Source organism: Bradyrhizobium sp. CCBAU 11386, assembly GCF_028128955.1.
Taxonomy (GTDB): Bacteria; Pseudomonadota; Alphaproteobacteria; order Rhizobiales; family Xanthobacteraceae; genus Bradyrhizobium.
Genome location: NZ_LBKA01000034.1, coordinates 62,145 through 86,373, shown reverse-complemented (window position 1 = coordinate 86,373; position 24,229 = coordinate 62,145). Strand labels below are relative to the sequence as shown.

25 protein-coding genes and 2 pseudogenes are annotated in these 24,229 nt (G+C 58.3%); 24 read left to right on the top strand and 3 right to left on the bottom strand.

Going from position 1 to position 24,229, the window contains the following annotated elements:
• The 10 genes and pseudogenes from XI09_RS08255 to XI09_RS08210 form a co-directional block, all read left to right on the top strand.
• Positions 1–347: pseudogene (locus XI09_RS08255) on the top strand (aminotransferase class V-fold PLP-dependent enzyme); the annotation flags it as partial.
• A gap of 433 nt (positions 348–780) precedes the next feature.
• Positions 781–2,283, top strand: a complete 1,503-nt coding sequence (gene nifD / locus XI09_RS08250; RefSeq protein ID WP_271566403.1) for a nitrogenase molybdenum-iron protein alpha chain — start codon at positions 781–783, stop codon at positions 2,281–2,283.
• A 66-nt stretch (positions 2,284–2,349) separates the two neighbouring features.
• The gene (nifK, locus tag XI09_RS08245; RefSeq protein ID WP_271566399.1) at positions 2,350–3,906 is read left to right on the top strand and encodes a nitrogenase molybdenum-iron protein subunit beta; all 1,557 of its coding nucleotides are present in this window, start codon (positions 2,350–2,352) and stop codon (positions 3,904–3,906) included.
• A gap of 93 nt (positions 3,907–3,999) precedes the next feature.
• Positions 4,000–5,646, top strand: coding sequence for a nitrogenase iron-molybdenum cofactor biosynthesis protein NifE (gene nifE / locus XI09_RS08240; RefSeq protein WP_271566398.1), 1,647 nt, complete (start codon positions 4,000–4,002; stop codon positions 5,644–5,646).
• 9 nt (positions 5,647–5,655) lie between these two features.
• Positions 5,656–7,065, top strand: a complete 1,410-nt coding sequence (nifN, locus tag XI09_RS08235) for a nitrogenase iron-molybdenum cofactor biosynthesis protein NifN (protein ID WP_271566397.1) — start codon at positions 5,656–5,658, stop codon at positions 7,063–7,065.
• Entirely contained in the window at positions 7,062–7,457 is a 396-nt protein-coding gene (nifX, locus tag XI09_RS08230) for a nitrogen fixation protein NifX (protein WP_097669291.1), read from the top strand. Before nifN ends, nifX begins: the two co-directional genes overlap by 4 nt.
• 6 nt (positions 7,458–7,463) lie before the next feature.
• The gene (locus XI09_RS08225) at positions 7,464–7,928 is read left to right on the top strand and encodes a NifX-associated nitrogen fixation protein (RefSeq protein ID WP_271566396.1); all 465 of its coding nucleotides are present in this window, start codon (positions 7,464–7,466) and stop codon (positions 7,926–7,928) included.
• An 8-nt stretch (positions 7,929–7,936) separates the two neighbouring features.
• A complete protein-coding gene (locus XI09_RS08220) occupies positions 7,937–8,137 on the top strand; it encodes a CCE_0567 family metalloprotein (protein WP_097669289.1) in 201 nt (66 codons plus the stop codon).
• A gap of 15 nt (positions 8,138–8,152) precedes the next feature.
• The gene (gene fdxB / locus XI09_RS08215) at positions 8,153–8,452 is read left to right on the top strand and encodes a ferredoxin III, nif-specific (RefSeq protein WP_161533243.1); all 300 of its coding nucleotides are present in this window, start codon (positions 8,153–8,155) and stop codon (positions 8,450–8,452) included.
• 1,369 nt (positions 8,453–9,821) lie between these two features.
• Entirely contained in the window at positions 9,822–10,217 is a 396-nt protein-coding gene (locus XI09_RS08210) for a Rieske (2Fe-2S) protein (protein WP_271554221.1), read from the top strand.
• A 9-nt stretch (positions 10,218–10,226) separates the two neighbouring features.
• On the opposite strand, the gene XI09_RS08205 is transcribed toward XI09_RS08210, so the two are convergent.
• On the bottom strand, positions 10,227–10,817 hold the full coding sequence (locus XI09_RS08205; protein ID WP_271566395.1) for a hypothetical protein: 591 nt from the start codon (positions 10,815–10,817) through the stop codon (positions 10,227–10,229).
• Positions 10,818–11,090: 273 nt separating this feature from the next.
• On the opposite strand from XI09_RS08205, the gene XI09_RS08200 reads away from it, so the two are divergent.
• From XI09_RS08200 to XI09_RS08130, 14 genes are all read left to right on the top strand, one after another.
• Positions 11,091–11,411, top strand: coding sequence for a HesB/IscA family protein (locus XI09_RS08200; RefSeq protein WP_271566394.1), 321 nt, complete (start codon positions 11,091–11,093; stop codon positions 11,409–11,411).
• Positions 11,412–11,451: 40 nt separating this feature from the next.
• Positions 11,452–11,718, top strand: a complete 267-nt coding sequence (locus XI09_RS08195; protein WP_271566393.1) for a NifU family protein — start codon at positions 11,452–11,454, stop codon at positions 11,716–11,718.
• A complete protein-coding gene (gene nifS / locus XI09_RS08190) occupies positions 11,715–12,896 on the top strand; it encodes a cysteine desulfurase NifS (RefSeq protein ID WP_271566392.1) in 1,182 nt (393 codons plus the stop codon). The genes XI09_RS08195 and nifS overlap by 4 nt, the downstream gene beginning before the upstream one ends.
• Entirely contained in the window at positions 12,893–13,117 is a 225-nt protein-coding gene (gene nifT / locus XI09_RS08185) for a putative nitrogen fixation protein NifT (RefSeq protein ID WP_097669282.1), read from the top strand. The genes nifS and nifT overlap by 4 nt, the downstream gene beginning before the upstream one ends.
• The gene (locus XI09_RS08180) at positions 13,114–13,977 is read left to right on the top strand and encodes an SIR2 family NAD-dependent protein deacylase (RefSeq protein ID WP_271566391.1); all 864 of its coding nucleotides are present in this window, start codon (positions 13,114–13,116) and stop codon (positions 13,975–13,977) included. The genes nifT and XI09_RS08180 overlap by 4 nt, the downstream gene beginning before the upstream one ends.
• A 341-nt stretch (positions 13,978–14,318) precedes the next feature.
• Positions 14,319–15,878, top strand: a complete 1,560-nt coding sequence (nifB, locus tag XI09_RS08175) for a nitrogenase cofactor biosynthesis protein NifB (protein ID WP_271566390.1) — start codon at positions 14,319–14,321, stop codon at positions 15,876–15,878.
• Between the two features lie 10 nt (positions 15,879–15,888).
• Positions 15,889–16,113, top strand: a complete 225-nt coding sequence (locus XI09_RS08170) for a 4Fe-4S binding protein (protein WP_271566389.1) — start codon at positions 15,889–15,891, stop codon at positions 16,111–16,113.
• Between the two features lie 356 nt (positions 16,114–16,469).
• A complete protein-coding gene (locus XI09_RS08165; RefSeq protein WP_097669310.1) occupies positions 16,470–16,784 on the top strand; it encodes a nitrogen fixation protein NifZ in 315 nt (104 codons plus the stop codon).
• A complete protein-coding gene (locus tag XI09_RS08160) occupies positions 16,781–17,020 on the top strand; it encodes a nitrogen fixation protein NifZ (protein ID WP_271566388.1) in 240 nt (79 codons plus the stop codon). Before XI09_RS08165 ends, XI09_RS08160 begins: the two co-directional genes overlap by 4 nt.
• Before the next feature lie 15 nt (positions 17,021–17,035).
• The gene (locus tag XI09_RS08155; protein WP_097669278.1) at positions 17,036–17,395 is read left to right on the top strand and encodes a DUF3024 domain-containing protein; all 360 of its coding nucleotides are present in this window, start codon (positions 17,036–17,038) and stop codon (positions 17,393–17,395) included.
• Positions 17,396–17,429: 34 nt separating this feature from the next.
• Positions 17,430–17,699 carry a hypothetical protein gene (locus tag XI09_RS08150; protein ID WP_271554231.1) on the top strand — a complete coding sequence of 90 codons (270 nt, stop codon included), beginning with the start codon at positions 17,430–17,432 and terminating at the stop codon, positions 17,697–17,699.
• A 41-nt stretch (positions 17,700–17,740) separates the two neighbouring features.
• Positions 17,741–18,895 carry a DegT/DnrJ/EryC1/StrS family aminotransferase gene (locus tag XI09_RS08145; RefSeq protein WP_271566402.1) on the top strand — a complete coding sequence of 385 codons (1,155 nt, stop codon included), beginning with the start codon at positions 17,741–17,743 and terminating at the stop codon, positions 18,893–18,895.
• Positions 18,896–19,480: 585 nt separating this feature from the next.
• A complete protein-coding gene (locus XI09_RS08135) occupies positions 19,481–19,954 on the top strand; it encodes a Rieske (2Fe-2S) protein (protein WP_271566387.1) in 474 nt (157 codons plus the stop codon).
• 1,391 nt (positions 19,955–21,345) lie between these two features.
• Positions 21,346–21,693, top strand: a complete 348-nt coding sequence (locus XI09_RS08130) for a (2Fe-2S) ferredoxin domain-containing protein (protein WP_271566386.1) — start codon at positions 21,346–21,348, stop codon at positions 21,691–21,693.
• A gap of 431 nt (positions 21,694–22,124) precedes the next feature.
• Here the strand turns inward: XI09_RS08130 and XI09_RS08125 are convergent, their stop codons facing one another.
• Both XI09_RS08125 and XI09_RS08120 read right to left on the bottom strand, forming a co-directional pair.
• Entirely contained in the window at positions 22,125–22,868 is a 744-nt protein-coding gene (locus XI09_RS08125; protein WP_271566385.1) for an OmpW/AlkL family protein, read from the bottom strand.
• Positions 22,869–23,335: 467 nt separating this feature from the next.
• A pseudogene (locus tag XI09_RS08120) lies at positions 23,336–23,696 on the bottom strand (ArsC/Spx/MgsR family protein).
• Positions 23,697–24,229: the final 533 nt, after the last annotated feature.

The window sequence follows — 24,229 nt, the reverse complement described above, 5'->3', positions numbered from 1 at the left end:
TTTATGGTGATCCGCCACACCGGTTCGAATCGGGTATGTCGCCGATCGTCGAGGCCATCGGTTTAGGCGCGGCTATCGATTACATCAATTCAATAGGCAAGGTCCAGATCCGCAAGCACGAGAGCGTACTGCTCCCTTACGCGCAGGAGAGGCTGGCGGACATCAACTGCGTGCGCATGATCGGAGCTCCGCCGAAAAGGGGCCGATCATTTCCTTTGATATGAGGGTGCGCATGCGCATGATATTGCCACCGTCATCGAGCGCGCGGTGTAGCGGTGCGGGCGGGGACCCAATGTGCGATGCCGCTGCGCAAGCGCTTCGGCGTGCTGACGACGTGCGGTGCGTCCCTCTACGACGTCCAGGTGGCGAGGCAGTTCGCGTTGAGGTCTGGAGGATGATGGTCGTGCACCTCATCGTCATCGCAGCACCTGTAGGTCTCGGCAACCATAGATAGTATGGGCAGACCTGTGTCGGCCAGCCGGCCTTGCAGCCGGTCTTCCTGTTACGGCGCCTTCTGCGATCGTGGACGCGATCGAGAATTAGGCGGGGCAAATTTCACGCATAGCCGGCCCTTGTTCTATTTCGGACAGGGCCAAACCAAGAGTTCTCCGCCCAAAGCGTGATGTCGCGTTCGCAACAACACCCCGTGCCCCGGCAAGAGACGCGCTAAGCGATTTTAATCGCTCTGTTTTTATGTGCTCAGGAGGCGCTGGCATGCCGGTTGCAAAACTCTCGGCCAAGAAGCCGCCCTTGCAACAGCTAACCTTTGAAGGACATCAGATGAGTCTCGCCACGACCCAGAGCATCGCAGAAATCAGGGCTCGCAACAAAGAGCTGATCGAAGAGGTGCTGAAGGTCTATCCGGAGAAAACCGCGAAACGGCGTGCCAAGCACCTCAACGTTCACCAAGCCGGCAAGTCAGACTGCGGAGTGAAGTCCAACATCAAATCCATACCTGGCGTGATGACGATCAGAGGCTGCGCCTATGCAGGGTCAAAGGGGGTAGTCTGGGGACCGATCAAGGACATGGTCCACATCAGCCATGGCCCGGTCGGCTGCGGACAGTATTCGTGGGGCTCGCGACGCAACTATTACGTTGGCACGACGGGCATCGATAGCTTCGTGACCCTGCAGTTCACCTCCGACTTCCAAGAAAAGGATATCGTATTCGGTGGCGACAAAAAGCTGGTCAAAATTCTTGACGAAATCCAGGAGCTGTTTCCACTCAACAACGGCATCACGATCCAATCGGAATGCCCGATCGGACTAATCGGTGACGACATCGAGGCCGTGTCAAGAGCGAAATCCAAGGAATACGGCGGCAAGACCATCGTGCCGGTCCGTTGTGAGGGCTTTCGCGGCGTGTCGCAGTCACTAGGCCATCACATTGCCAACGACGCGGTGCGCGATTGGATTTTCGACCGGCTCGCGCCCGACGGCAAACCAAAGTTCGAGCCGACGCCGTACGATGTTGCGATCATCGGAGACTACAATATCGGCGGCGACGCCTGGTCATCACGTATTCTGCTAGAGGAGATGGGCCTGCGGGTGATCGCGCAGTGGTCCGGTGACGGTTCACTGGCCGAGCTCGAGGCAACGCCGAGGGCAAAGCTCAACATTCTGCATTGCTACCGTTCCATGAACTACATCTCACGCCACATGGAAGAGAAGTTCGGTATCCCGTGGTGCGAGTACAACTTCTTCGGACCTTCAAAGATCGCAGAATCGCTTCGCAAGATTGCGGGCTATTTCGACGACAAGATTAAGGAAGGCGCCGAGCGGGTGATTGAAAAGTACCAGGCGCTGGTGAACGCCGTTATCGCAAAATATCGCCCGCGCCTGGAGGGCAAGACGGTGATGCTATACGTCGGCGGGCTCCGTCCGCGTCATGTGATTGGCGCATACGAAGACCTCGGGATGGAAGTCATCGGCACCGGATACGAGTTCGGTCACAACGACGACTATCAGCGCACAGCTCAGCACTACGTAAAGGACAGCACGCTCATCTACGATGACGTCAATGGCTATGAGTTCGAGCGCTTCGTCGAAAAGCTCCAGCCTGACCTTGTCGGCTCGGGCATCAAGGAAAAATATGTTTTCCAAAAGATGGGTGTGCCGTTCCGGCAGATGCACTCCTGGGACTATTCGGGCCCATATCACGGCTATGACGGCTTTGCGATCTTTGCGCGCGACATGGACATGGCTGTCAACTCGCCGGTCTGGAAGAAAACGAAGGCCCCCTGGAAGGAAGCTTCGAGGGCCAAGCTCCTCGCTGCAGAATAAAGCAACTCATCTCGCTCTCTGGGAAAGCCGGGGCGATACCAATCTCGATAGTGAAGGATTTCAACAATGGCGCAGAGTGCCGAACACGTGCTCGATCATCTCGAACTGTTCCGCGGTCCAGAATACCAGCAGATGCTGGCCAAGAAGAAGATATTCGAGAATTCTCGCGATCCCGCCGAGATCGAACGTATCAAGGAATGGACGAAAACGGCCGAATATCGCGAAAAGAACTTTGCGCGGGAGGCGCTAGCGGTAAACCCGGCCAAGGCCTGCCAGCCGCTTGGCGCCGTGTTCGCCTCTGTTGGATTTGAGGGCACGCTGCCCTTCGTCCACGGCTCGCAAGGCTGCGTGGCCTATTACCGCAGCCATCTGTCACGGCACTTCAAGGAGCCTAGCTCCTGCGTCTCTTCGTCGATGACGGAAGACGCTGCCGTATTCGGCGGCCTGAACAACATGATCGACGGGCTCGCGAATAGCTACAACATGTACAAACCCAAGATGATTGCGGTCTCTACGACCTGCATGGCCGAGGTGATCGGCGATGACCTCAACGCCTTCATCAAGACGTCAAAAGAAAAAGGCTCTGTTCCGGCGGACTTCGACGTGCCGTTCGCCCACACGCCGGCGTTCGTCGGCAGCCACGTCACCGGTTATGACAATGCGCTCAAGGGCATTCTGGAGCATTTTTGGGACGGCAAGGCCGGAACAGCGCCGAAGCTGGAGCGCAAGCCGAACGGGGCGATCAACATCATTGGTGGGTTCGATGGCTATACCGTCGGAAACCTTCGCGAGATCAAGCGCATCTTGGCGTTGATGGGCATTCACCACACGATCCTCGCCGATAATTCTGAAGTCTTCGATACTCCGACAGACGGCGAATTCCGGATGTATGACGGTGGCACGACGCTGGAAGATGCGGCCAACGCGGTTCACGCCAGGGCGACAATCTCCATGCAGCAGTGGTGCACCGAAAAAACGCTGCCATTCGTGGCTGAGCATGGCCAGGACGTCCTATCCTTCAACTACCCGGTGGGCTTATCCGCAACGGATGACGTTATCATGGCGCTGTCACGCATCAGCGGCAAGGAGATCCCCGAGCAACTCGCGCGAGAACGTGGCCGCCTGGTCGACGCCATCGCTGACTCCAGCGCGCATATCCATGGCAAGAAGTTCGCGATCTATGGCGATCCGGATCTTTGCTATGGGTTGGCTGCGTTTCTGCTCGAACTGGGCGCCGAACCGACCCATGTGCTGTCCACCAACGGCAACAAGGCGTGGCTCGAAAAAATGCAGGCGCTGCTCGCAAGCTCGCCATTTGGGCAGGGCTGCCAAGCCTATCCGGGCCGAGACCTCTGGCACATGCGCTCACTCCTGTTCACAGAGCCGGTCGATTTTCTGATTGGCAACACCTATGGCAAGTACCTGGAGCGTGACACTGGAACGCCACTGATCCGCATCGGCTTTCCGATTTTTGATCGGCATCACCATCACCGCTCCCCCCTATGGGGCTATCAGGGCGGCCTGAATGTGCTGGTGAAGATCCTGGACAAGATCTTCGACGAGATCGACAAGAAGACCAACGTTGTCGGCAAAACTGACTACAGCTTCGACATCATTCGTTGATGAGCGACTGTGCGCGCGCCATCGCCCTAGCTCCGATGGCACAAGCACACGACGGTTGACCTTGTAACCAGTGCGCGCTGAGAGGAAAAAAGGATGAGTTCACTAGCGGCCACGGTCCAGAATATTTTCGACGAGCCGGGCTGCGCCGAGAATGGCAGTAAGTCGGAGGCTGAACGCAAGAAGGGCTGCACCAAACAGCTGCAGCCGGGTAGCGCTGCCGGCGGCTGTGCTTTCGACGGCGCCAAGATTGCGCTGCAGCCGTTCACCGACGTCGCTCACTTGGTGCATGGTCCGATCGCGTGCGAAGGTAATTCCTGGGACAATCGCGGCGCGGCGTCGTCCGGCTCGAATCTGTGGCGCACGGCATTTACAACCGATTTGAGCGAAACCGATATTGTATTCGGAGGCGAGAAGCGGCTCTGCAAAGCGATCAAGGAGATCATCGACAAGTGCGACCCGCCCGCCATCTTCGTCTATCAAACCTGCATCCCGGCGATGATCGGCGACGACATCAACGCAGTCTGTAAGGCGGCATCTGAAAGGTTCGCAAAGCCGGTGATCCCGATCAACTCCCCGGGCTTCGTCGGATCGAAGAACCTCGGTAACAAGCTCGCTGGCGAGGCCTTGCTCGACTATGTGATCGGGACGCAAGAACCGGACTACACCACGCCGTACGATATCAACCTGATCGGGGAATACAACCTTTCGGGAGAGCTCTGGCAGGTGAAGCCATTGCTAGACGAGCTTGGAGTACGGATTCTCTCCTGCATCTCCGGCGATGGCAAATATCGCGAAGTCGCTTCATCTCATCGCGCGCGGGCGGCGATGTTGGTATGCTCAAAGTCCATGATCAATGTCGCACGCAAGATGGAGCAACGCTACAGGATCCCGTTCTTCGAGGGGTCGTTCTACGGTATTCAAGACTCGAGCGAATCGCTGCGCCAGCTTGCCCGCTTATTGGTTGAACGCGGCGCGCCGACAGATCTGCTCGGGCGCACCGAAGCGGTGATCGCGCGCGAGGAAGCTTGGGCCTGGGCTGCGATCGAGCCGTACAAGCCACGATTCGAAGGCAAGAAGGCCTTGTTGATTACCGGCGGCGTCAAGTCATGGTCGGTCGTTGCGGCACTCCAGGAAGCCGGGCTTGAGGTAGTCGGAACCAGTGTGAAGAAATCAACCAGGAAAGACAAAGAGCGCATCAAGGAGCTCATGGGGCAGGATGCCCACATGATCGAGGACATGACGCCGCGCGAAATGTACAAGATGCTGAAGGACGCAAACGCGGACGTCATGCTATCGGGCGGCAAGTCGCAGTTCGTCGCGCTGAAAGCGGCGATGCCCTGGCTCGATATCAACCAGGAGCGTTGCCACGCCTATATGGGCTATGTCGGAATGGTCAAGCTGGTGGAGGAGATCGATAAGTCGCTCTCCAGTCCGATGTGGGAGCAGCTACGTCGACCGGCACCATGGGAGGCATTGGCCAAGGCGATGGAGCAGATGCAATCGCCGGTGGCCGCGATCGCCCGCGATCCGGCGCTCGCCGAAACCGCGCGCCGCGCGAGGAAGATCTGCGTGTGTAACAAGGTCGATCTGGGCACGATCGAGGATGCAATCTACGCGCACGGCCTCAGGAGCGTCGCAGCGGTCAGAGAGCATACCAATGCGGTCGGTGGCTGCTGCCAAAGACGCATCGAAGGTATCTTGGTGTCCGAGCCATCTGCCATTCGACAGGCCGCAGAATAGGGAGGCGTCATGGCCATCGTCACGGCGCCGACAAAAGCCTGCGCTGTCAACCCGCTGAAGATGAGTCAGCCGATCGGCGGCGCATTCGCCTTCATGGGGCTGCGCGGGGCGATGCCGCTTCTGCACGGCTCCCAGGGGTGCACATCCTTCGGGCTCACGCTCTTTGTCCGGCATTTCAAAGAGGCAGTACCGCTGCAGACCACCGCGATGAGTGAGGTCGCGACCGTACTCGGCGGCTATGAGAATCTCGAGCAGGCGATACTGAACATCTACAACCGTGCCAAGCCAAAGATCATCGGAATCTGCTCGACCGGTGTCACTGAGACCAACGGCGACGATGTGGATGCCTACCTCAAGCTAATCCGGAGCAAGCATCCGCAACTCGCAAAGTTGCCACTGGTGTATGTCTCGACGCCTGATTTCAAGGGCGCGTTCCAGGACGGATGGGAGAGGGCTGTGGCGCGCATTGTGGAGGTGCTGGTGGGAGAGCCCAACGCCAATGGCCTGCGGGATCAATCGAAGGTGAATGTTCTGCCGGGATGTCACCTCACGCCCGGCGACCTCGATGAACTCCGCGTCATACTGGAGGATTTCGGGTTGTGCCCATCCTTCCTCCCTGACCTGGCGGGATCGCTCGATGGGCATATCCCCGATGAGTTTACGCCAACGACCATCGGCGGCATCGGCGTCGACGAAATTGCGAGCATGGGCCGCGCCGGTTGGACGATTGCAATCGGCGCGCAGATGCAGCGAGCGGCAGAGGTCATGCAGGTCAAGACGGGCGTTCCTTTTCGTGTCTTCGAGCGGCTGTGTGGTCTCTGTCCGAACGACGAATTTATGATGTTCTTGAGCGAGATCAGCGGCCGCCCCATACCATTGAAATATCGGCGCCAGCGCGGTCAGCTCGCCGATGCAATGCTGGACGCGCACTTCCATATTGGCGGTCGCAAACTTGCAATCGGCGCTGAGCCAGACCTCCTGTTTGATCTGTCCGGCATGCTGCACGACATGGGCGCGCAGGTGACCGCGGCCGTGACGACCACTCAGTCGGGGGTGATCGAGCGGATCAAGACCAAGGAGGTACTCATTGGCGATCTGGAGGATCTGGAAGGGCTTGCTGAAACAAGGCATTGCGACCTGCTGATCACGCATTCGCATGGCAGGCAAGCGGCGGCTCGGCTGAAAGTCCCGTTCTATCGTACCGGTTTTCCGATGTTCGATCGACTTGGCGCGGGCCACCAACTATCCGTGGGCTATCGTGGTACCCGCAATCTGATCTTCGATATCGCCAATCTCGTGATTGCGCACCGCGAGGAGAACGATCGGCCTACGCCCGATAGATGGCGGACTGCGCCCGGATCGCCACGATGCTCGGGGTATCGCAGCTCCACCGGCGCAGCTGAGAGGTCGACTGCATGAAGGTCGCGTTTGCCACTCAAGACCTGAGACGCGTCGATGCCCATTTTGGCTGGGCAAAGAATATCGCAATCTACGATGTCACGCCTGGCGGGCACGTGTTTCTCAAAGCGATTGAGTTTGAGGGCGATCTTAAGGAAGACGGCAACGACGACAAGTTGGCGCCGAAGATCGAGGCGATCAAGGATTGCGCAATCCTTTACGTCGCCGCCATTGGCGGTGCCGGGGCTGCGCGAGTGGTGGCCAACAAGATCCATCCTATCAAGGTGAATAAGCCAGAAAGCATTCTGGTGTTGCTCGAAAAACTCGAGCGCGTACTGAAGGGCACGCCACCTCCCTGGCTGCGCAAGGCCATGGCAAAGGACCGACGGCGTACGTTCGAGTTCGACGAATGAGGTGATATGACCACAAAAATAGAGCAGCAGGGCAGTGCCGTGGACGCGCCGTTCCTCATGGAGTTGATCAAGATTTGGCGCGCTCAGGATACCAACGGAGCCTGGGAGGCGAAGAGCGATCTCGACCTGCTCGAACCCTATATTCTGGACAAGGAGAAGCGGCGCGCATTGCCGATTATCGGTGATCCTGATCCCGATACACTGTGGCGGCTTGAGCTATTCTTCGATGCGGTCGCGCTCTCGATCGAGAGGGTGACCGGCGTGATGATCCAGCCGATTCTGAAGCTGCATCATGAAGGCTTCGGCCGCGTGGTGCTGATCGGAGGCCGGCTGATCGCCGTAAACAAGCAGTTGCGCGATGTGCATCGCTTCGGCTTCGATAATTTCGTAAAGCTCGCGCAGGAGGGCGACAAATATGTCAGCGACGGAATCGACCTGATTCGGAAATTTCCGGACGTGGCGAACTATTGAGGACACTCATGGGCGATCGTGAAACACTGAAGACAGAACTAAAGAAGCTGTCTGCCAAGGCGATACAAGCCAAGATGGATCTGCACGACCTTTCGGAAGAATTGCCAGTCAACTGGACCTCGATCATGGTGGTGGCGCAGAAGGCGCACAATGCCTATGCCGAACTTGAGCGCAAGACCCTTGATTTGAAAGCGCTGGAAGATACTTAAAAGGGGGCCCGACCCATGTCATTTGCAACGCGCGATGGACGCGACTGGACGCCAGAATATCTGATCTCGATCAATAGCAAGAAGTGCATCGGCTGTGGCCGCTGTTTCAAGGTGTGCGGTCGAGATGTCATGACCTTGAAAGGAATGAACGAGGAGGGGGAACTTGTCGACCTCGACAATGACGAGGACGATGAAATCGAAAAGAAGATCATGGTTCTGAACGATTCGGGCGCTTGCATCGGCTGCGGTGCATGTGCCAGGGTTTGTCCGGCCAACTGCCAGACCCACATTTCAGCCGCAGCGGAAGCTGCGTGAGCGAAGGCGGCGCTCTCTCTCTCTCTCTCTCTCTCTCTCTCTCTCTCTCGCAGCCAGCAGGCGAGATATAGGAAGACTCGTTGGTGATCGGGTAAACCCGCAACGGAGACTCGGGCGGCGGGCTCGAATGGCCCCGATCTTTCACTGAACAGCAAGACGGAACGATCTGCTTAGTCCCGAGGCAAGCCATACCGACTGAGTGGCGCCCCGCTCGCTAATCGCTCTCCTATCGCAGGGTCCACGTTATCGCGAAAGCGCCCTGGCCTTTACGCTGGGCGGGTGATCAAACTGCCTTCGTGGTCTTCATAGATTGCGAATTGCTGGTTTCCGAAGTAGGGGACGTTCCTGCGGAGCCAATGGTGCCCATCTTATCCTGTGGCGTGCCCGGTTGCGGGATGGGCAGGAGCGTAAATCGGCCGCGGTGCGCCGGGCGTGGACATTGTCTGCCCGATGATTGCCGATCGCGCTGAATTGCATGTGATGGCGGCACCTGTGTCCTCCGCTGGGGACCGGATGGCGCTGCCGGAATTGGATGGACGGTGCAATTGCGTATGCGAGTTTGTGGACGCCTCGAGCACGCGGCAAAAGCACCGGGCGGAAGTTCTGCTCCACAAGCGCTGGCCAAGCTAATGAATCGGGAGAAGGCGGAGATAGCCTGCGCTTTGCGGAAACAGTTGCAGGCATGGAGCCAGGTGAGTCGTCATCCGAAACAACGGCGCCATGCTCTCTGGTTTCCGTGGCAGCGGGTCGACCGGCCTACGAAGTATCTTTCGAAAGCTGAAGGCAGTGATATCGATACTGAGGGAAGCTTCGAGACGAATTCCTCGGACGATAACCCTTCATTTTACTTGGAGCGCGCTCTTATGGGGCTGAGCGTGGCGCACAGTGGCTGCAACAGCAGCACCGGGCCTGAAATGACGGACATTTCGCCGTTCCACGCGCGGGCGCAACGGTCTTAGCCTAAAGGAGGCACACGCTCGCCGCGTGCGCCCCTCACTGGCTGGAAGCGAGCGTTCAACCTTTCTGCGAAGGCACTTGGGATGCCGCGGTGGGATTCCCCATCCGAGGGCATCGTAACCGAGCCTTCCACAGCGTGGCGATCAACGAGCAGCAACGACCAGCCACCGCGTTTAGCTGAGAAAGGTTGGAGCGAGAAAGCTGCAGCTGCGCAGCCAGCATGGAAAGGGCAACAAGGCTCAATGCTCGTGCGAATTGGTCTGAATTATGCGCCCGGGCCAATGAGGTGTGCGGCAATGGCGAAGCTTGCGTTGGATTGCCAGAAACGCGAGCCGTTCCGGCACTTGTACGGTTCTTGCAGGATTGATTGCACAGCGACAGTGAAGAACGTCTTGCAATAAACGAGCGATGAATGCAGCCAGATGCCATCTATGCGATTTGCGGCTTTAACCACATTCCGAGCCGCCAGGCCATGGGATTTCATCTTATTGTCGTCGATGATGACGGCACTCACCGGCCGTGGTCCATCATTGTGGTGCGCTGGGGCAAAAAGGTGCTTGGCTATGTCAATAAATGCCCGCACAACAGGGTCAATTTGGACTGGGAGCGGAACGAATTCCTCGATCCATTCGGTATCCGGCTGATGTGCGGCAAGCACGGTTCGACCTTCGAACTCGGCACCGGGCGGTGCGTCGAAGGTCCATGTCAAGGTAGAGCGCTCACACCGATCGCGTTGGCAGTTCTGGATGGTGATATCTGTGTCCTCGGCGTGCGTCTTGTCGAAGACGATGCATCGCCCAACAACTGAAGACCGCGCTCAGACCGGCCGGTTCTCGTTGCGGTTTTTCACGGGCTCTATCCTCGTTAGCCCGTCGTCGTACGAGATCTCCTCATAGGACAGATCGAGATCCCTTGCGGCATCGAGGAGGCAATCAAGCTTGCCGCCCGGATCGAGCTTCTTGATGTCGTCCTTGTTGAGCCCGACCAGGTCCATCATCTCCTTCCAAACGGTGGATTCATCGCACGGTAGGACGTGGAAGTTGATATCACCGAGCTTGATTTGGTATTTCGCTAGCAAATCTATGTTGTTGCAGAACATGAAGTAGCTGCCGTTTGGGCTTAAGGCACCGTCAAGGACGGTCGCGACGTCAGCAAGATACGCGAAGGAGTGCAGGTAGCCGGCCAGCACCGGAATAGTCCATTCTCCGTCCTGCGCGATTGTCAACACCTGCTCGATCGAATAGTCCGGCGGCCGTTTCTCATCCGCGACTTGAGTCTGGAATTTTAGTGCGACGTCGCCGCGAAAGCCGAACCGGCCCGGCTTGGTCGTCCCGCCTTTGAGTACGGCATTGAGCAGGCGGCCCTCCTTCTCAAGTCTGCCGAGTGCGGTGTTCTCGATTGCAGTCATTAATGTCGTCCTCGATCTAAGCTCTTCACCGACGCCTTGGCCGGTGCCGGATGCGATGCAAATTGCTTGCCGTCGCATGTGTAGCGGCCTTCGGCGTAGCTTAGAAAGAAAACGCGTCAGTGGGCTGCGATCGCCTCAAGTAGCCTCGTCAGGAACCCGACACCGGTTCCAAAGCCAACAGGCGCGATCCGAAAAAGTGAGCAGCATCAAGCATCTGCACGCTGGCACGTGACTTGCCCTTGGCAGCTAAATCCAAGCTGATGAGGATAAGCCGTGATCAATCTGACGGATAGCGCAGTGAATGTAATCAAGAGCGCGATTTCATCGTCGACCCACCCGAGCGGCGGTCTGCGCGTTATGATCGAACCAGGCGGCTGCAATGGATTCAAATACAAGATGGATCTGGCCGAGGAACCGAAGCCTGACGACACCGTGATCGAACGCGACGGGCTGAAGGTGTTCGTCGATAACAAGAGCCGCGAGCATCTAGTCGGCACGACCATCGATTTCGTGATGGCACTGGAGAGCTCTGGCTTTACCTTTCATAACCCGAACGCCACCGCGAACTGCTCCTGCGGAAAATCGTTCAGCTGATGAAAAAATCGTTCAGCTGATGAGGAGGAGACATCGAAGCATGCAGGCCGAAGAACAACTGAGGCAATCGTCGTGCACTGCGACAGGCCGAGCGCGTCGTATTCGCGGCGCTCTCGAAGAGATCCGACCCAATCTGCAACGCGACGGTGGCGACTGTCAGCTGATCGGCATCGATGGCAGGATTATGATCAGGCTAACCGGTGCCTGTATGTTCTCTAAGCTTTCGAGCGTGACGCTGGAAGGCATTCAGGCGCGGCTGGTCGATAAACTAATCCCCGTTGCTGCTGCAGCCGAGGCATTGGATTGAGCGAAAATCGAGTGCCGATTTACCTCGATAACAATGCAACGACGCGGACCGATCCATCCGTCGTGCAAGCCATTTTGCCGTTCTTCACCGAGCAATTCGGCAATGCCTCGTCCACGCACGCCTTTGGCAGCGAGGTCGCAGCCGCTCTGAGGCAGGCCCGGCGTAGCTTGCGGGGCCTGCTAGGGAACGCATGCGATCATGAAATCGTTTTCACCTCGGGAGGGACCGAGGCCAATAATGCCGCGGTCCTCTCTGCGCTTGCGACGCAGGAGGACCGCGACGAGATCGTCACGACCTCGGTAGAGCACTCCGCCGTTCTTGCGCTAACCGAGCAATTGGCGACAAAAGGAGTCAAGACGCACATCGTACCCGTAGATTCCCGCGGCCGGCTCGACATCGAGGCGTTTCGCTGCGCGCTCGGGCCACGCACAGCGATTGCTTCGGTTATGTGGGCCAACAACGAGACCGGAACGATGTTTCCTGTGGAGTTTCTGGCCGGGTTGACCCGTGAGGCGGGCGCGCTGTTTCACACCGATGCGGTCCAGGCCATCGGTAAGGTGCGCGTCAACCTAAAGGACAGTGCGATCGACATGCTGTCGCTATCCGCCCACAAACTGCACGGTCCCAAGGGGATCGGCGCGCTATATTTGTGCAAAGGGACAAAATTCCGGCCGCTGATCTGCGGCGGATCACAAGAACGAGGGCGCCGCGGCGGGACTGAGAATATTCCCGGCATCGTCGGCCTGGGAAAGGCTGCCGAGCTTGCGGCGGAGCGGCTCGAACCGGAGCGCCTTCGCATTGGCGCGTTGCGCGACCGCCTCGAGCAGGGAATTTTGCACAATGGCGAGTGCGTTTCGCTCGGCGATATCAGCAATCGGTTAGCGAACACGGCCAACATTGCCTTCGACCATCTCGAAGGCGAAGCCATCGCCCACCATCTCAATCGGGCGGGCATCGCCGTGTCGCTCGGATCAGCCTGCAACTCCGGCTCAATGCAGCCATCGCATGTTCTGCGTGCCATGCAGGTGCCGGCGTGGCGGATGCGCGGCGCGGTACGCTTTTCTCTGTCGCGTGAAACCTCCCTCGCGGAGGTCGATGAGGTCGTGTGCGCAGTTTCCGACATCGTGGCTCGCCTGCGCGCCACCTCCTGCGTCACAGTCGGGGAGTTGACTTCGTGAAAATCATGATCCGCCGGTCTCCGGACGCGGGCCTGTCGATCTACGTGCCAAAAAAGGATCTCGAAGAGCCAATCGTGGAATCCGAGTACGAGACGCTATGGGGCGGCTGGATCAAAGTAGCCAATGGCTGGGTGCTCGATTTGCCCGAGATGGCGAGCGACACACGGTTACCGATCACAATCAACGCTAAAAAACGAGGCGAGAAAGGGGACGATCCGTGAAGGCGCCCCCGCAGATCGACTTTGTCCATGCGGCCGATGCAAAGGCCACTCTCGTGGACATCGCTGCCGGCCTGAGGGCCGCCAGCATTATTCCCTATCTCGGTCCTGGCCTCGCCGAACTGTGCAGATCCGATGTGCCGACCACACCAGAGGCATTGGCCGGCTTCTTCGCCAGCAAGGTTCCGCTGCCGCGGCGGGCTAGGGGCAATGCGTGGGCGTCGGCGCAGCATATCGAGATCAGCAAACATCGGTCCGCCGTGACCGCATTGATGACACAGGCTTTCGCTCGGCCAGTCGAGCCGACGCGGTTGCATCATCATCTTGCGTCCCTGTCGCTGCCCGTCATAGTAGACGCGTGGTATGATGACGCCATGCGCGCGGCGCTGGGTGAGCGCGATGGATGGGGCGAAGTGCAGGGTATCACCCGCGCAGGTATTGGCGAGAATCGCTGGTATCGCTTTTACGATCCGGTTGGCCAAGAGGTCGACAGTGCCGTGGCCGGCAGCTGGGCGACGGTGCTGTACAAGCCGCATGGCAGCGTGCAGCCGGCCAACAATTTCCTTGTCTCCGACGCTGATTATGTCGAGGCGTTGACCGAAATCGACATTCAGACGCCAATTCCGGACATCATCAAGGAAAGGCGAACCGGACAGACCTTTCTCTTCATCGGCTGTCGCTTCAACGACCAGCTGTTGCGTAGCTATGCGCGGCAGATCATCAAGCGCTCGGCCGACACCCACTATGCGATCGTTGATCCGGACGCGCTCTCTCGCAACGAGCTCCGCTTTCTACTCGAGCAAGGCCTGACGCCGCTTGCGATTGGGCTCCCTCGCGCGGTTGAGATACTGCTGACCCATTAGTGGGCTTCTGAAGCCCGCATCCCCCAGCTCGTATCGGCATATGTGAGAGCCGCAACGCGAGAAAACCCGTTCAGATGGAGTCGGGTTCCGGCGAGCTTGGCGCGAGAATGAATGCGCAAGTCATGGAGCTCTGCGTGAGAATGACGACGTACCTGTCGCATCGTCAACACGCGCATCATTACTGTTCTTACATGCGCCAGCGCCGATCGTTTCCGCTAACTCGTTGGCGTATGGCTGCAATTTCATCGTCTCCGCCATGGCATGCAAGTTGCTACTCAGCTGCTTGAGGCTCGCTCACGGATGGTCCTGGGAGGCCGATGATGCCTGCAGGGAAAATGAAAATGAACGCGGTCGTCGGACGCGGAAAATATGTCAAAGCTGCAGTGGATAACGGCAAGATGATGCAGCCCGCCGCCGAGCATAAGGGCTGTTGCGCTTCGGCCACGACCGGGCAGGCGAGCTGCGGCTCGCGGGCCGGCCAAGCCGATCTGCCGACCGAAATCTGGGAAAAGGTCAAGAACCATCCCTGTTACAGCGAAGAAGCGCATCATCATTACGCCCGCATGCATGTCGCGGTCGCGCCAGCCTGCAACATCCAGTGCAATTACTGCAACCGAAAATACGACTGCGCCAATGAATCGCGTCCGGGTGTGGTGAGCGAGAAGCTTACCCCTGAGCAGGCGGCAAGAAAAGTGCTCGCGGTCGCGACCACCATTCCGCAGATGACGGTGCTTGGCATCGCTGGTCCCGGCGATCCCTTGGCCAATCCAGCAAAGACGTTCAAAACGTTCGAGCTGGTCGCCAAGGTGGCTCCCGACATCAAGCTATGTCTGTCAACCAATGGACTGGCTCTGCCGGACTATATTGATACCATCGCCAGGTCCAAAATTGAGCACGTCACCATCACCATCAACATGGTCGATCCCGAAATCGGCGCCAAGATCTATCCGTGGATCTTCTTCAACCACAAGCGCTACACCGGCATCGACGCGGCAAGGATACTCACCGATCGCCAGCTGCAAGGCCTCGAGATGCTTAGCGAACGAGGTATCCTGTGCAAGGTCAACTCGGTGATGATCCCAAACATCAACGACGACCACCTGGTCGAGGTCAACAAGGCGGTGAAGTCGCGCGGTGCCTTCCTTCACAATATCATGCCGCTGATCTCCGCGCCCGAGCACGGCACAGTATTTGGCCTCAACGGTCAGCGCGGACCGACGGCGCAGGAATTGAAGACGCTGCAAGATGCTTGTGAAGGGGAGATAAACATGATGCGGCATTGCCGCCAGTGCCGCGCCGATGCGGTCGGTCTACTCGGGGAGGATCGCAGCGCAGAGTTCACCACCGATCAGGTCATGAAAATGGACGTCCAATATGACTTAGAGATGCGCAAGGCTTATCAGGACAGGGTAGAGGATGAGCGTGCCGCCAAAGTCGCGGCCGGCCAAAAGGAGCTTGCGGAATTGGCCGGAGAGATGAGCGCGATCACTCTTCTGGTGGCCGTCGCAACCAAGGGCTCGGGGTTGATCAACGAACACTTTGGGCATGCAAAGGAATTTCAGGTGTACGAACTTTCTAGAACCGGCGCCAAATTCGTCGGCCACCGGCGCGTGGACGTTTACTGCCAGGGCGGTTATGGCGAGGAGGACAGGCTTTCCGCCATCATGCGTGGCATCCATGACTGCCATGCGGTCTTCGTGGCCAAGATCGGCGGCTGCCCGAAAAGCAATCTGATCAAGGCGGGGATCGAGCCGGTCGATCGATTCGCCCATGAGTTCATTGAAAAGTCGGCGATCGCCTGGTTCAGATCCTATCTGGACAAGGTGAAACGCGGGGAGATCCAGCACGCGCCGCGCGGCGACGCCGCGATCCGGCAAGGCGCTCTGATCTCTGCGGCGTAAGGGGGAATATGTGCCATTCAAGATCATCGCCTCGCAGTGTACGAGCTGCTCAGCCTGCGAACCCTTATGCCCGAACGTTGCCATCTCGGAGAAGGGGGGGAACTTTGTGATTGAAGCGGCGAAATGCACCGAATGTGTTGGCTATTTCGACGAGCCGCAATGTGTCGCCGCCTGCCCGCTCGACAATACCTGCGTGGTTGATACGTCCTTACCTCGCTACCAAGCGCCAGCCTAAAGCGTGAGCCCCTATGAACGGCATGCCAAGAGCTGGTGCTGAAAACGTCGCACGCTTCGTGCTGCGCGTCGGGGGCGTCGCAGGCGCCCACGTTCGGTCCCCTTCACGGACGGCGACTGCTCTGGATTGCCCTGCGATAGTGCTGTTGCTGGTCGGCAGCACGGCCCTGGGGCATTTCATTCCGGGCGGAGGTCCAAAGGCGCTTCTCGATGGCGAGAGCGGCCTCCCAGGCAGCGCTGCGATCGTCGATATGACTGACGATGCCGCACGAGCGCGAAGTGATGCAGGATCTCGCCTGCGGTGGCCAGGCGGCGTCCCTGCGTCTCTACGAGGAAGGGATGCATGAGGAGCGGTACATGAACAGCATTGTTCGCGACAGCGACGTCGTCGAGCTCAGCGACCCGCCTGTCTTCAGTTTTGGCCAAAAGCTGCGAGCCAATCGCACCATCCGCAATGATGGCACCTATCGCGGCAAGGAGATTGGCGACGTCTTAGTCAAGAAGGGAGAGGTGGGTTACGTCGTCTCGATCGGCACGTTCCTGCAGCAATTCTACATCTACGGCGTCGAATTTCTGGAAAGCGGTTACCGCGTTGGCATGAAGCGCAAGGAACTAGAGCCGGTGGACGCCTGCGAGGAGATCGATGATCTGCCATTGCCGGAGGAGTCATGACTGAGCCCGGCTTTCCGAAGTATCGGCGGGGCCAGCGGGTCAAAACCGCAGTCGACCTCATCAACGACCACTCATTTCCCAATACGGAGCCCGAGGGAGTCTTGCTCGCCGCCGGAGCGACTGGCGAGATCATCAACGTCGCTATCCATACCGAAGCGAACGTGCCGATCTATATTGTCGATTTTGGTGAGCAGCTGCTCATCGGCTGTCTTGAAGAAGAAATCACAGTGCTTTGAAGGGAGGCTTTCGCTATGAATGCCGCGCTAATGAGGAAGGTAAACGCCGGGCTGGTGCCTCACCCCAACGAGCTCGATCGCAAACGGATCGAGCGCGGCTTGAGCTCGCGCAAGCGTTATCTCTACGTCTCGCCGAACGTGACGCAGGTGAGGGGCGGCTACCTCGTCGAGAGCCCCTGTTGCTCGCACAACATCGACAAGGATGGCGCTCTCATCGATGTCGCGCTGATTCTTTATGATCCCGTGAGCGGGATCTGGAAGCTGTTTTGCAAGAATCACGCGCGAGGAATCTGGGAGTTTTACAGCCTTTACCATCGCTTGACTTCTGCAATCGACGACTTGAACGCGGATCCGGAGCGTCTGTTCTGGCAATGACGAACCACCTTCGACGAGTCATAGAGGAGCCACGATGGCGCTCACCGAGGAGGAATTGATCGAAATCGAGCGGCTGCTTGCAGCCGATGGCACCGAGATGGGTCCGTTTGTCGAGCTGCGGCGCCGCTTTCCGCAGCTTGCTTGGGTGCGCTGTGATGCGTCGGATGTAGCGGATCAGCCGTTCCGGCAGTTTCCTCGTTTCGACCTTCATCTCCTCGATGGATCGGATCACTGCGTGCAGATTACGGCCGATCCGATGCGAGCCACCGGCATCGTACTGGCCAAAAGGAATGTTGGGCGGTGAGCACTGAACTAGAAGAGTATCGGCTTGATGGCGCGCACACTGTGGAGAGAAATGAATTTTTCGTTCCACTGTCCGATTCTGATATCACCTTCGCCGAGCTCTCTGCTGTGGAAAGGCTGCTGTGTTCGCCGCAAATCTCCAACGGGCAGATCACTGAGGCGCTTGAGCACGCTTTCGCAGCCTATCTTGGCCGCAAATATGCTGTTGCGGTCTCGAGTGGTACCATCGGGCTCCTGCTTGCGCTGAAGGCGCTTGGCATCGGCCCGGGGCAGGAAGTTATCGCCTCGCCCTACTCCTTTCGTGAGACCGCGCATGCAATCAGTCTCGCAGGCGCACGAGCGGTATTTGCCGATATCGACTATTGGTCCGGAGCATTGATCCCAGCGAAGGCCGAAGAGCGCATCACGGCCAACACGCGGGCGATTGTCGCCGGCAATCCCAGCGGTCATCCCGCGCCATGGTCGGAACTGCGCGCGGTCACGCAGCGCCATCAGCTGCTGCTTTTGGAGGATTCCACCGAGGCGATCGGATCGAGCTACAAGGCTGAGCTCGTCGGCCGGTTTGGCGACCTCGCGGTGTTCGACTTTGCCCAGCCGGCGGCCCTAACCTGTGGCGAAGGCGCAGTGGTGGTGACCGATGATATCGACATCGCGGTCGGCTTGCGTCGCCATCGCGTCCATCGTCTGGACGAGCGCTCCTCCGTTGTTGTCGGGAGCACGGCACCTTACCAGGCCGGCATGAGCGATCTCGCGGCTGCCTTGGGCCTGGCGCAGCTGAAGCGTCTCGATGAAATCCTGGAGCGGCGTCGGTTGGTCGAGCAGCTTTACAACGTACATATGCAATCATTTGAGGGCATCAAGCCGCCTTATGTTGGCCTCCATGTGACCGAGGTGAGCTGGTTGCTTTATCTCGTTCATCTGGGGACACGCTCCACGCGATCGGGGCGCGCCGCCATTATCGATGATCTACGCGACGCACAGGTTGAATCCGCCGCCTATAGCCAACCGCTGCATTTGCAACGGCACTACTTTGACTTCGGCTATCGGCGTGGCGATTTCCTGGTTACGGAAAAAATAGCCGATCGCGCTCTGGCGCTTCCGTTTCACACCCATCTCGCGAACAAGCAGATCGAGTTTATCGTCGAGACCATGAAAGATGCGTCGATCAACGTGGGTGCAGGTGCAGCGATCTACTGAGATGATCGTCATCCACCACACGGAAGCACGAGGATTGAATGGCGATGATCGTAGTTTTTGTCATCGGGAGAGATGGGCAAGGGGATCGAGGATACGTCGTTTGTGGCAGCGTTGTCGGGCGCAGCTTGTGATCCACACAAATGCGGGAGCGCGCCGGATGCCGCTCGAGGAATGTACTCGTCTGGGAAGGCCGCAAGAGAAATGCTCCAAGCGAACGCGAAGAAGACCTGCTCGATAGTAGCAAAGGCGCCGCGTCCAAGGCGCGGCTTGAGCCCCACGCGCCAAGGTGCCAGAAACCAAGCCCATCACAGTCGACAGTCTCGGTTTCCGCTCGGAATCGTCAAAGTTACCAAAACAGGGGATCGGTATGAACTCGCAACAAGTCATAATCCACGTCCGTTTCGGTCCGAACGGGAGGGTGATCCAAATCAGCGAGCGTCCGGCGAAGCTCACGCCGAACCAATGGTTTGATGTCCTAAACGCCCGTGCCAGCTCGGCTTATCGGCCGCTCGCTCGTGGCCGTGGGATTTTTCGGCTGAGCCGGACTGCGATCGATGCTTTCAAGCAGGAAACTGCGGGGCCGGGATGAGCGAACGGATAATCCGCAACCTGATGAGCGATCAGATCGAGGTTTTCGCCGTCTGTCCGGCCGATGCCATCGAGCGGAGTGGCGCCATGGGCTTTAGCCTGTCGCAGATCGATGATAGTGGCGAGAGCCGGCCGTTTCCAATTATTGTGGTGCGCACCTTCGGCAACGACTATTTTAGTTACGTCAACTGTTGTCCGCATGAGAGCGTCTGGCTCAACATCGGCTCCGGTGCGTTTTTCTCGGCGGACCGCGCCTTTCTCAGATGCGGCCGCCACGGTGCAAGATTCGAGATCGACACTGGGATGTGCATCGATGGCCCCTGCGATGGACAATCGCTTGAGCCGGTAGCGCTCGCCGTGATCGAAGGTGACGTCTGCCTATGCGGCGTCAAGCTGCTGGAGGACGATCGGTTCGCCGACCCGTTCGGGGGCAGCGACGAAACCATGGATATCACGATCCATCCGGACTAACGAGCCTATCGCTTTGCTGTTGCTCAAGCTGCCTGGGGCGCTTTGCCGTCGGATGAGGCCGTCGTACTCGTGAGCGTTAGCGCGGATGCGTGTCACGGCTTTTGACTTGTGAGACAAAACAGGCAGCCCGCCGGATTGCGGCCTTGCACCCTGCGACCTCCGCCGCACCAAGAAGCTGCTCTTGCGCTAGCTCGCCAAAATCGAGCCGGCTGGCAGGAGATGCTTCCTGCTGCCGGCGGTATGTTCGAGCGGGAAATGCCCCCGGCGGCTGGAAGTTCGCCGAGGGCATCGTCTGGGGGGACCCAGACTGACAGGACCGTTTAGGCAGGAGGAATGACGATCCTGTGTCAGAAGTCTTTGGCGGCCGGCGCAGCTGGCGTTATTGCCTGCGTTGCAACTGCAATGCCAAACCTCAGCTCGTGCGACGTCCTTAGCGAATGGCGCCACCATCGTCAGCTAGGGACCAGTTAGGAGCAGATGCATTAATGAGCACGTGCTCGTTGTTCCGCATTTGCCGCTGCAAGCGCGTCTTGACATGTATCGTCCGAAGCGTGGGCCCAATCTGGGACCGCTGGGTTGCCGGTTTGCCGTTGCTGCCAATCGGGATTGCGGCCGGCTTGGTCTGCAGCCCCAAAAGGTGGCTCGGCGATCATCCCTGCCTCGTTGGGGCCTTCGCGACAGCCGCTGTCTATTGAGGCAAACGATAGATCGGCAGCAGCGGAACGCAGCGTCCAGCTTCAGGGCGAAAAAGATGCTGTGGGCTCGCGCCGGACGGTGCGGCTAGCCGACCACGCCATGGCAGAACGGAGCGCTCGATCCACCGCGCGATCGTCGAGGATCAAGGCTCCTCGATAGGCGGCACGAAGATCATGAAGATCGCTGCTCATTCCAAGATATGATAGCGCAAGAGCTGGGAAAAATAACCGAGAGTCTCGCTCATTCTGCGTACAAGCTGCCGAAGGTTGAAGCGGGAGGTCAAACGCTATGCGAGGTTTGTCGTGTCCGAAACAGAAGCGAACGACATTGTCGCAACCTCGGCAATAATTGTGAGTCGCGCCAGGCAGAGCAAGGGATCATTGCAGAAACGAACGTTACGCGTCTGGTGTGCAACTTGCTTTTGAGAAGTTGGATGGTGAGCAAGTGATGCGTATCGCGATGATGAAGGTTGGAATTGATCAAGGAGGCTGCTTCGGACGCGAAGATATCTATCGCTGATCTTCAGCGACCACAGTAACTATGGCGCCCGCTCATTTCGCCTGCGTTCGCAAGCGCGAGTGGGAATCAGTAGCATTAATTGGTCGATGCGGCATTCAATCATAATAGATTGTGGGGGCGATGTGATCACACCTTGTCTCCTTTCAGATGAAGCCGATTGATCACAGGGTAGGCGCATGAACTCAGAAACCGAATTCGAACTTCCTCAACTTTATAGGCATCATGTCTTTGCTTGCCACACGCAGCGTCCGCCAACTCATCCGCACGGCAGTTGTGGCGCCTCCGGCGCGCAAGCCCTGTGGGATCGAATGGGCAAGGCGATCGAAGCGCAAGGCCTCAACGATGTTGGCTTCACGATGGCAGGCTGCCTTGGCTTTTGTAACTGTGGTCCCTTGATGGTCGTCTATCCCGACGGAGTCTGGTATCGCGCGACCACGCCTGAGGACGTTGACGAAATCGTAAACTCCCACCTCAAGCAGGGCAAACGTGTCGACCGCCTTGTGATGGTGCTAAAGCGAAGCTAGAGGCTTCGCTTAGCGGCCATTTGCCCGGGCTAGTAAGCATGGACGGCTTGTCCATCCATGAGCTGGCCGCTCGGAGCTCGGATCGCCTGAGGTTGAGCGGGGGCGTCACGCTCCCGGTCTGCCTTGGCGCGGCGTGCCGCCTTTGTTCTCCGGCCCAATAAGCAAATGGCGCCTTTGCAATGCGCGACGAAAGAAGAATATGATCATATGCTGGGTCGATCTGTTTGTGTACCGTCACTCCATGCCGCGCGATCCGTAGCTCACAGCGAGAGCAATGCTGCGAATGGCTCCCCGCGTCTCGCGAGATGACGCGTCGTTGGCGCGTCATCTCACTCCCCGCTTGCACTGCGGTGAGGTTAGGGGACGCGCTCGATAAGCTCGCCGCGTCCGGGTTGATCAAACGGATTCCGCTTTCTGGTCCTGTTCTAGCGTCAGAATTTGTAAGTGACGCCGCCGCTGAGGAGCCATGGGTCGATATTGGCGCGCCCGGTGACGGCAATCGCATTGTTTACGGTCGCGGAGTACTCCGGCCGCAGCCACAGCTTCTTCACGTCAAAGTTGAGGCCCCAGTGACGATCAAGCATGTAATCGAAGCCGAATTGGACCGCCGCGCCGAATTGGTTGCTGATGCGCAAATCCGTTACGGCAAGACCGCCGAGCGACGTATTGGCTGCCGATTGGTTGAAGAATGCGGTGTAGTTGACGCCCGCGCCGATATAGGGCTTGAGCGGGCCGAAATCGGTGAAGTGATATTGCAGGGTCAGTGTTGGCGGCAACAGCCAGGCTTTGCCGATATCGAGCCCAGTGAGCGCGCCATTGCCGCTGATGTGATGGCTGGTCACGCCGAGAATGAGTTCGGCGGCAACGTTTTTTGTGAAGAAATAGGTGATGTCGAGCTCGGGTATGGCTTGCTCGCTGATCGAAAGCCCAGAACTTGGTGAGGACAGCAGGGGCGCCCCGGCAACGTTGACCGAGCTGCCTGCGGTATCCGGCAAAACGCCGAGCACGCGCAGGCGAATCATCCATGGATTGAAGGGTTCGATCGGAGGCGCTTTGTAGTAGACCGGCGCCGGACCCAGATCCGCGGCCAGTACCGAGATGCTGGCCAACGAGGTCGCGAGCGCGAGGAGCGATGCCGTCGTCAGAACTGTCCTTGTTCTCATCTTATTCTCCATTCCAAATTCCGCGCGAAGAGCCGCGCGAGATCTCTGTCACACAGCGGGAATGGCGAAGGATTTGATACCGATCAAAATGGGAGCGGCCATAGCGCAATTATGCCGCTAAGTTGCATAAGGATCACGGCCGGGAAGCGTCGTGGTCTGTTCTGATCGTTATTCAATTCAAGAATCCGTCTAAGCCGAATCTCTTCAAAAAACTGCCTCTCGGCTTAGTACTCTGAACCAATCCGGGCCACGGAGGTTATGCGTGATAAAGGCGGCAACTGCGGCGGCCTCTCACACACTGCATAGGCGAGAAGTGCGGCATTCGAGCGCAATATGGGCGATGCCGCCTTGCGGAGCAGCCACTCGCTCGGGTCGTCTCAGCGAAGGTCCTGTCGACTACTACCCGTGAAGGAAGCCGGAAGTGGGAAACGTCATTCTTTGCTTCGTCTGATGGTTTGGGGGGGCGCTCCGCCGTTTCCTCACCTCTGCGGACAACGCGTGCGGTTTGCTTCGTGCAAGCATTCCTCGACATCATTTTGCGTCTTGCCACCAAGCAGTGACAGCACGGGCTCATGATCGAGTCCGGCACATCGTGCCCCGTCTACGTCGATCAGCGGTCGTCGTATCAGGAGCGGATCGCCTACCATCAATGCGAGTGCGATTGCCGCGTCGATAGTATCGGGATTGACTTCGCCTGACTTGATACGGGGCGCGGCTCGGTTGAACCAGGATTCGACGGGCATATTGCCGAAGAAGAACGCGCAATTCCTCCGCATCCCATGGCTCCTTCAAGATGTCTTCGGCGATCATGTCGTGGCTGGCGGACTTCAGCGCTTGAATCTGACGCGCGTTAGTGGGGCAGCCGGGCTTCTGCTAAAAGATCATTGTCGCCACGACATACCCATGTAGACGCGCTGAGCTGAACGATTCGCGCGGCGCTGCTGCTTCCGGGAGCCCATTCGAATTTATTGCCGATCATCTCCAATGTCAGCGCACCAAGCGCCGTACCGTATGTGCAACACTCGCCGCTGGTCCGCCAGGTTTCGAGCCCGACCGACATATTCACTCTCCTCAAATCGCCCGGCTTGCGAGAAGAGCGGCAAGTTCCGTTCCACACCTGAAGGCATCGGAACAGGTCCCGCCAAATCGGCATTTCGCGTTGATGGTTGTGGTCGTTGTTAGTTTTCTGACAGCCGCGCAGATCCAAAACAGCCAGGATCACTCACCGGCTGGTTGGTTTTTAGAAACGTAATCAGAAGCTTAAGGAGCGCGGTCAGCGTTGGCACGGCGGTTGCTAATAAGCGGCAGCAACACTGAGTGAGGGCTGAGTGCACGCCGACGCGTAAGGCGAGCGATGCGCTCCTTCCCTTGAT

What these genes read in the sequence shown, in the direction of transcription:
- XI09_RS08130 (WP_271566386.1), top strand. Translation starts at nt 21,346, where the DNA reads ATGAACTCAGAAACCGAATTCGAACTTCCTCAACTTTATAGGCATCAT.
- nifD (WP_271566403.1), top strand. Translation starts at nt 781, where the DNA reads ATGAGTCTCGCCACGACCCAGAGCATCGCAGAAATCAGGGCTCGCAAC.
- XI09_RS08220 (WP_097669289.1), top strand. Translation starts at nt 7,937, where the DNA reads ATGGGCGATCGTGAAACACTGAAGACAGAACTAAAGAAGCTGTCTGCC.
- XI09_RS08210 (WP_271554221.1), top strand. Translation starts at nt 9,822, where the DNA reads ATGCAGCCAGATGCCATCTATGCGATTTGCGGCTTTAACCACATTCCG.
- nifN (WP_271566397.1), top strand. Translation starts at nt 5,656, where the DNA reads ATGGCCATCGTCACGGCGCCGACAAAAGCCTGCGCTGTCAACCCGCTG.
- XI09_RS08205 (WP_271566395.1), bottom strand. Translation starts at nt 10,817, where the DNA reads ATGACTGCAATCGAGAACACCGCACTCGGCAGACTTGAGAAGGAGGGC.
- nifX (WP_097669291.1), top strand. Translation starts at nt 7,062, where the DNA reads ATGAAGGTCGCGTTTGCCACTCAAGACCTGAGACGCGTCGATGCCCAT.
- XI09_RS08135 (WP_271566387.1), top strand. Translation starts at nt 19,481, where the DNA reads ATGAGCGAACGGATAATCCGCAACCTGATGAGCGATCAGATCGAGGTT.
- XI09_RS08155 (WP_097669278.1), top strand. Translation starts at nt 17,036, where the DNA reads ATGAATGCCGCGCTAATGAGGAAGGTAAACGCCGGGCTGGTGCCTCAC.
- XI09_RS08125 (WP_271566385.1), bottom strand. Translation starts at nt 22,868, where the DNA reads ATGGAGAATAAGATGAGAACAAGGACAGTTCTGACGACGGCATCGCTC.
- nifK (WP_271566399.1), top strand. Translation starts at nt 2,350, where the DNA reads ATGGCGCAGAGTGCCGAACACGTGCTCGATCATCTCGAACTGTTCCGC.
- XI09_RS08160 (WP_271566388.1), top strand. Translation starts at nt 16,781, where the DNA reads ATGACTGAGCCCGGCTTTCCGAAGTATCGGCGGGGCCAGCGGGTCAAA.
- XI09_RS08150 (WP_271554231.1), top strand. Translation starts at nt 17,430, where the DNA reads ATGGCGCTCACCGAGGAGGAATTGATCGAAATCGAGCGGCTGCTTGCA.
- nifE (WP_271566398.1), top strand. Translation starts at nt 4,000, where the DNA reads ATGAGTTCACTAGCGGCCACGGTCCAGAATATTTTCGACGAGCCGGGC.
- XI09_RS08195 (WP_271566393.1), top strand. Translation starts at nt 11,452, where the DNA reads ATGCAGGCCGAAGAACAACTGAGGCAATCGTCGTGCACTGCGACAGGC.
- fdxB (WP_161533243.1), top strand. Translation starts at nt 8,153, where the DNA reads ATGTCATTTGCAACGCGCGATGGACGCGACTGGACGCCAGAATATCTG.
- XI09_RS08225 (WP_271566396.1), top strand. Translation starts at nt 7,464, where the DNA reads ATGACCACAAAAATAGAGCAGCAGGGCAGTGCCGTGGACGCGCCGTTC.
- XI09_RS08165 (WP_097669310.1), top strand. Translation starts at nt 16,470, where the DNA reads ATGAACAGCATTGTTCGCGACAGCGACGTCGTCGAGCTCAGCGACCCG.
- nifB (WP_271566390.1), top strand. Translation starts at nt 14,319, where the DNA reads ATGAACGCGGTCGTCGGACGCGGAAAATATGTCAAAGCTGCAGTGGAT.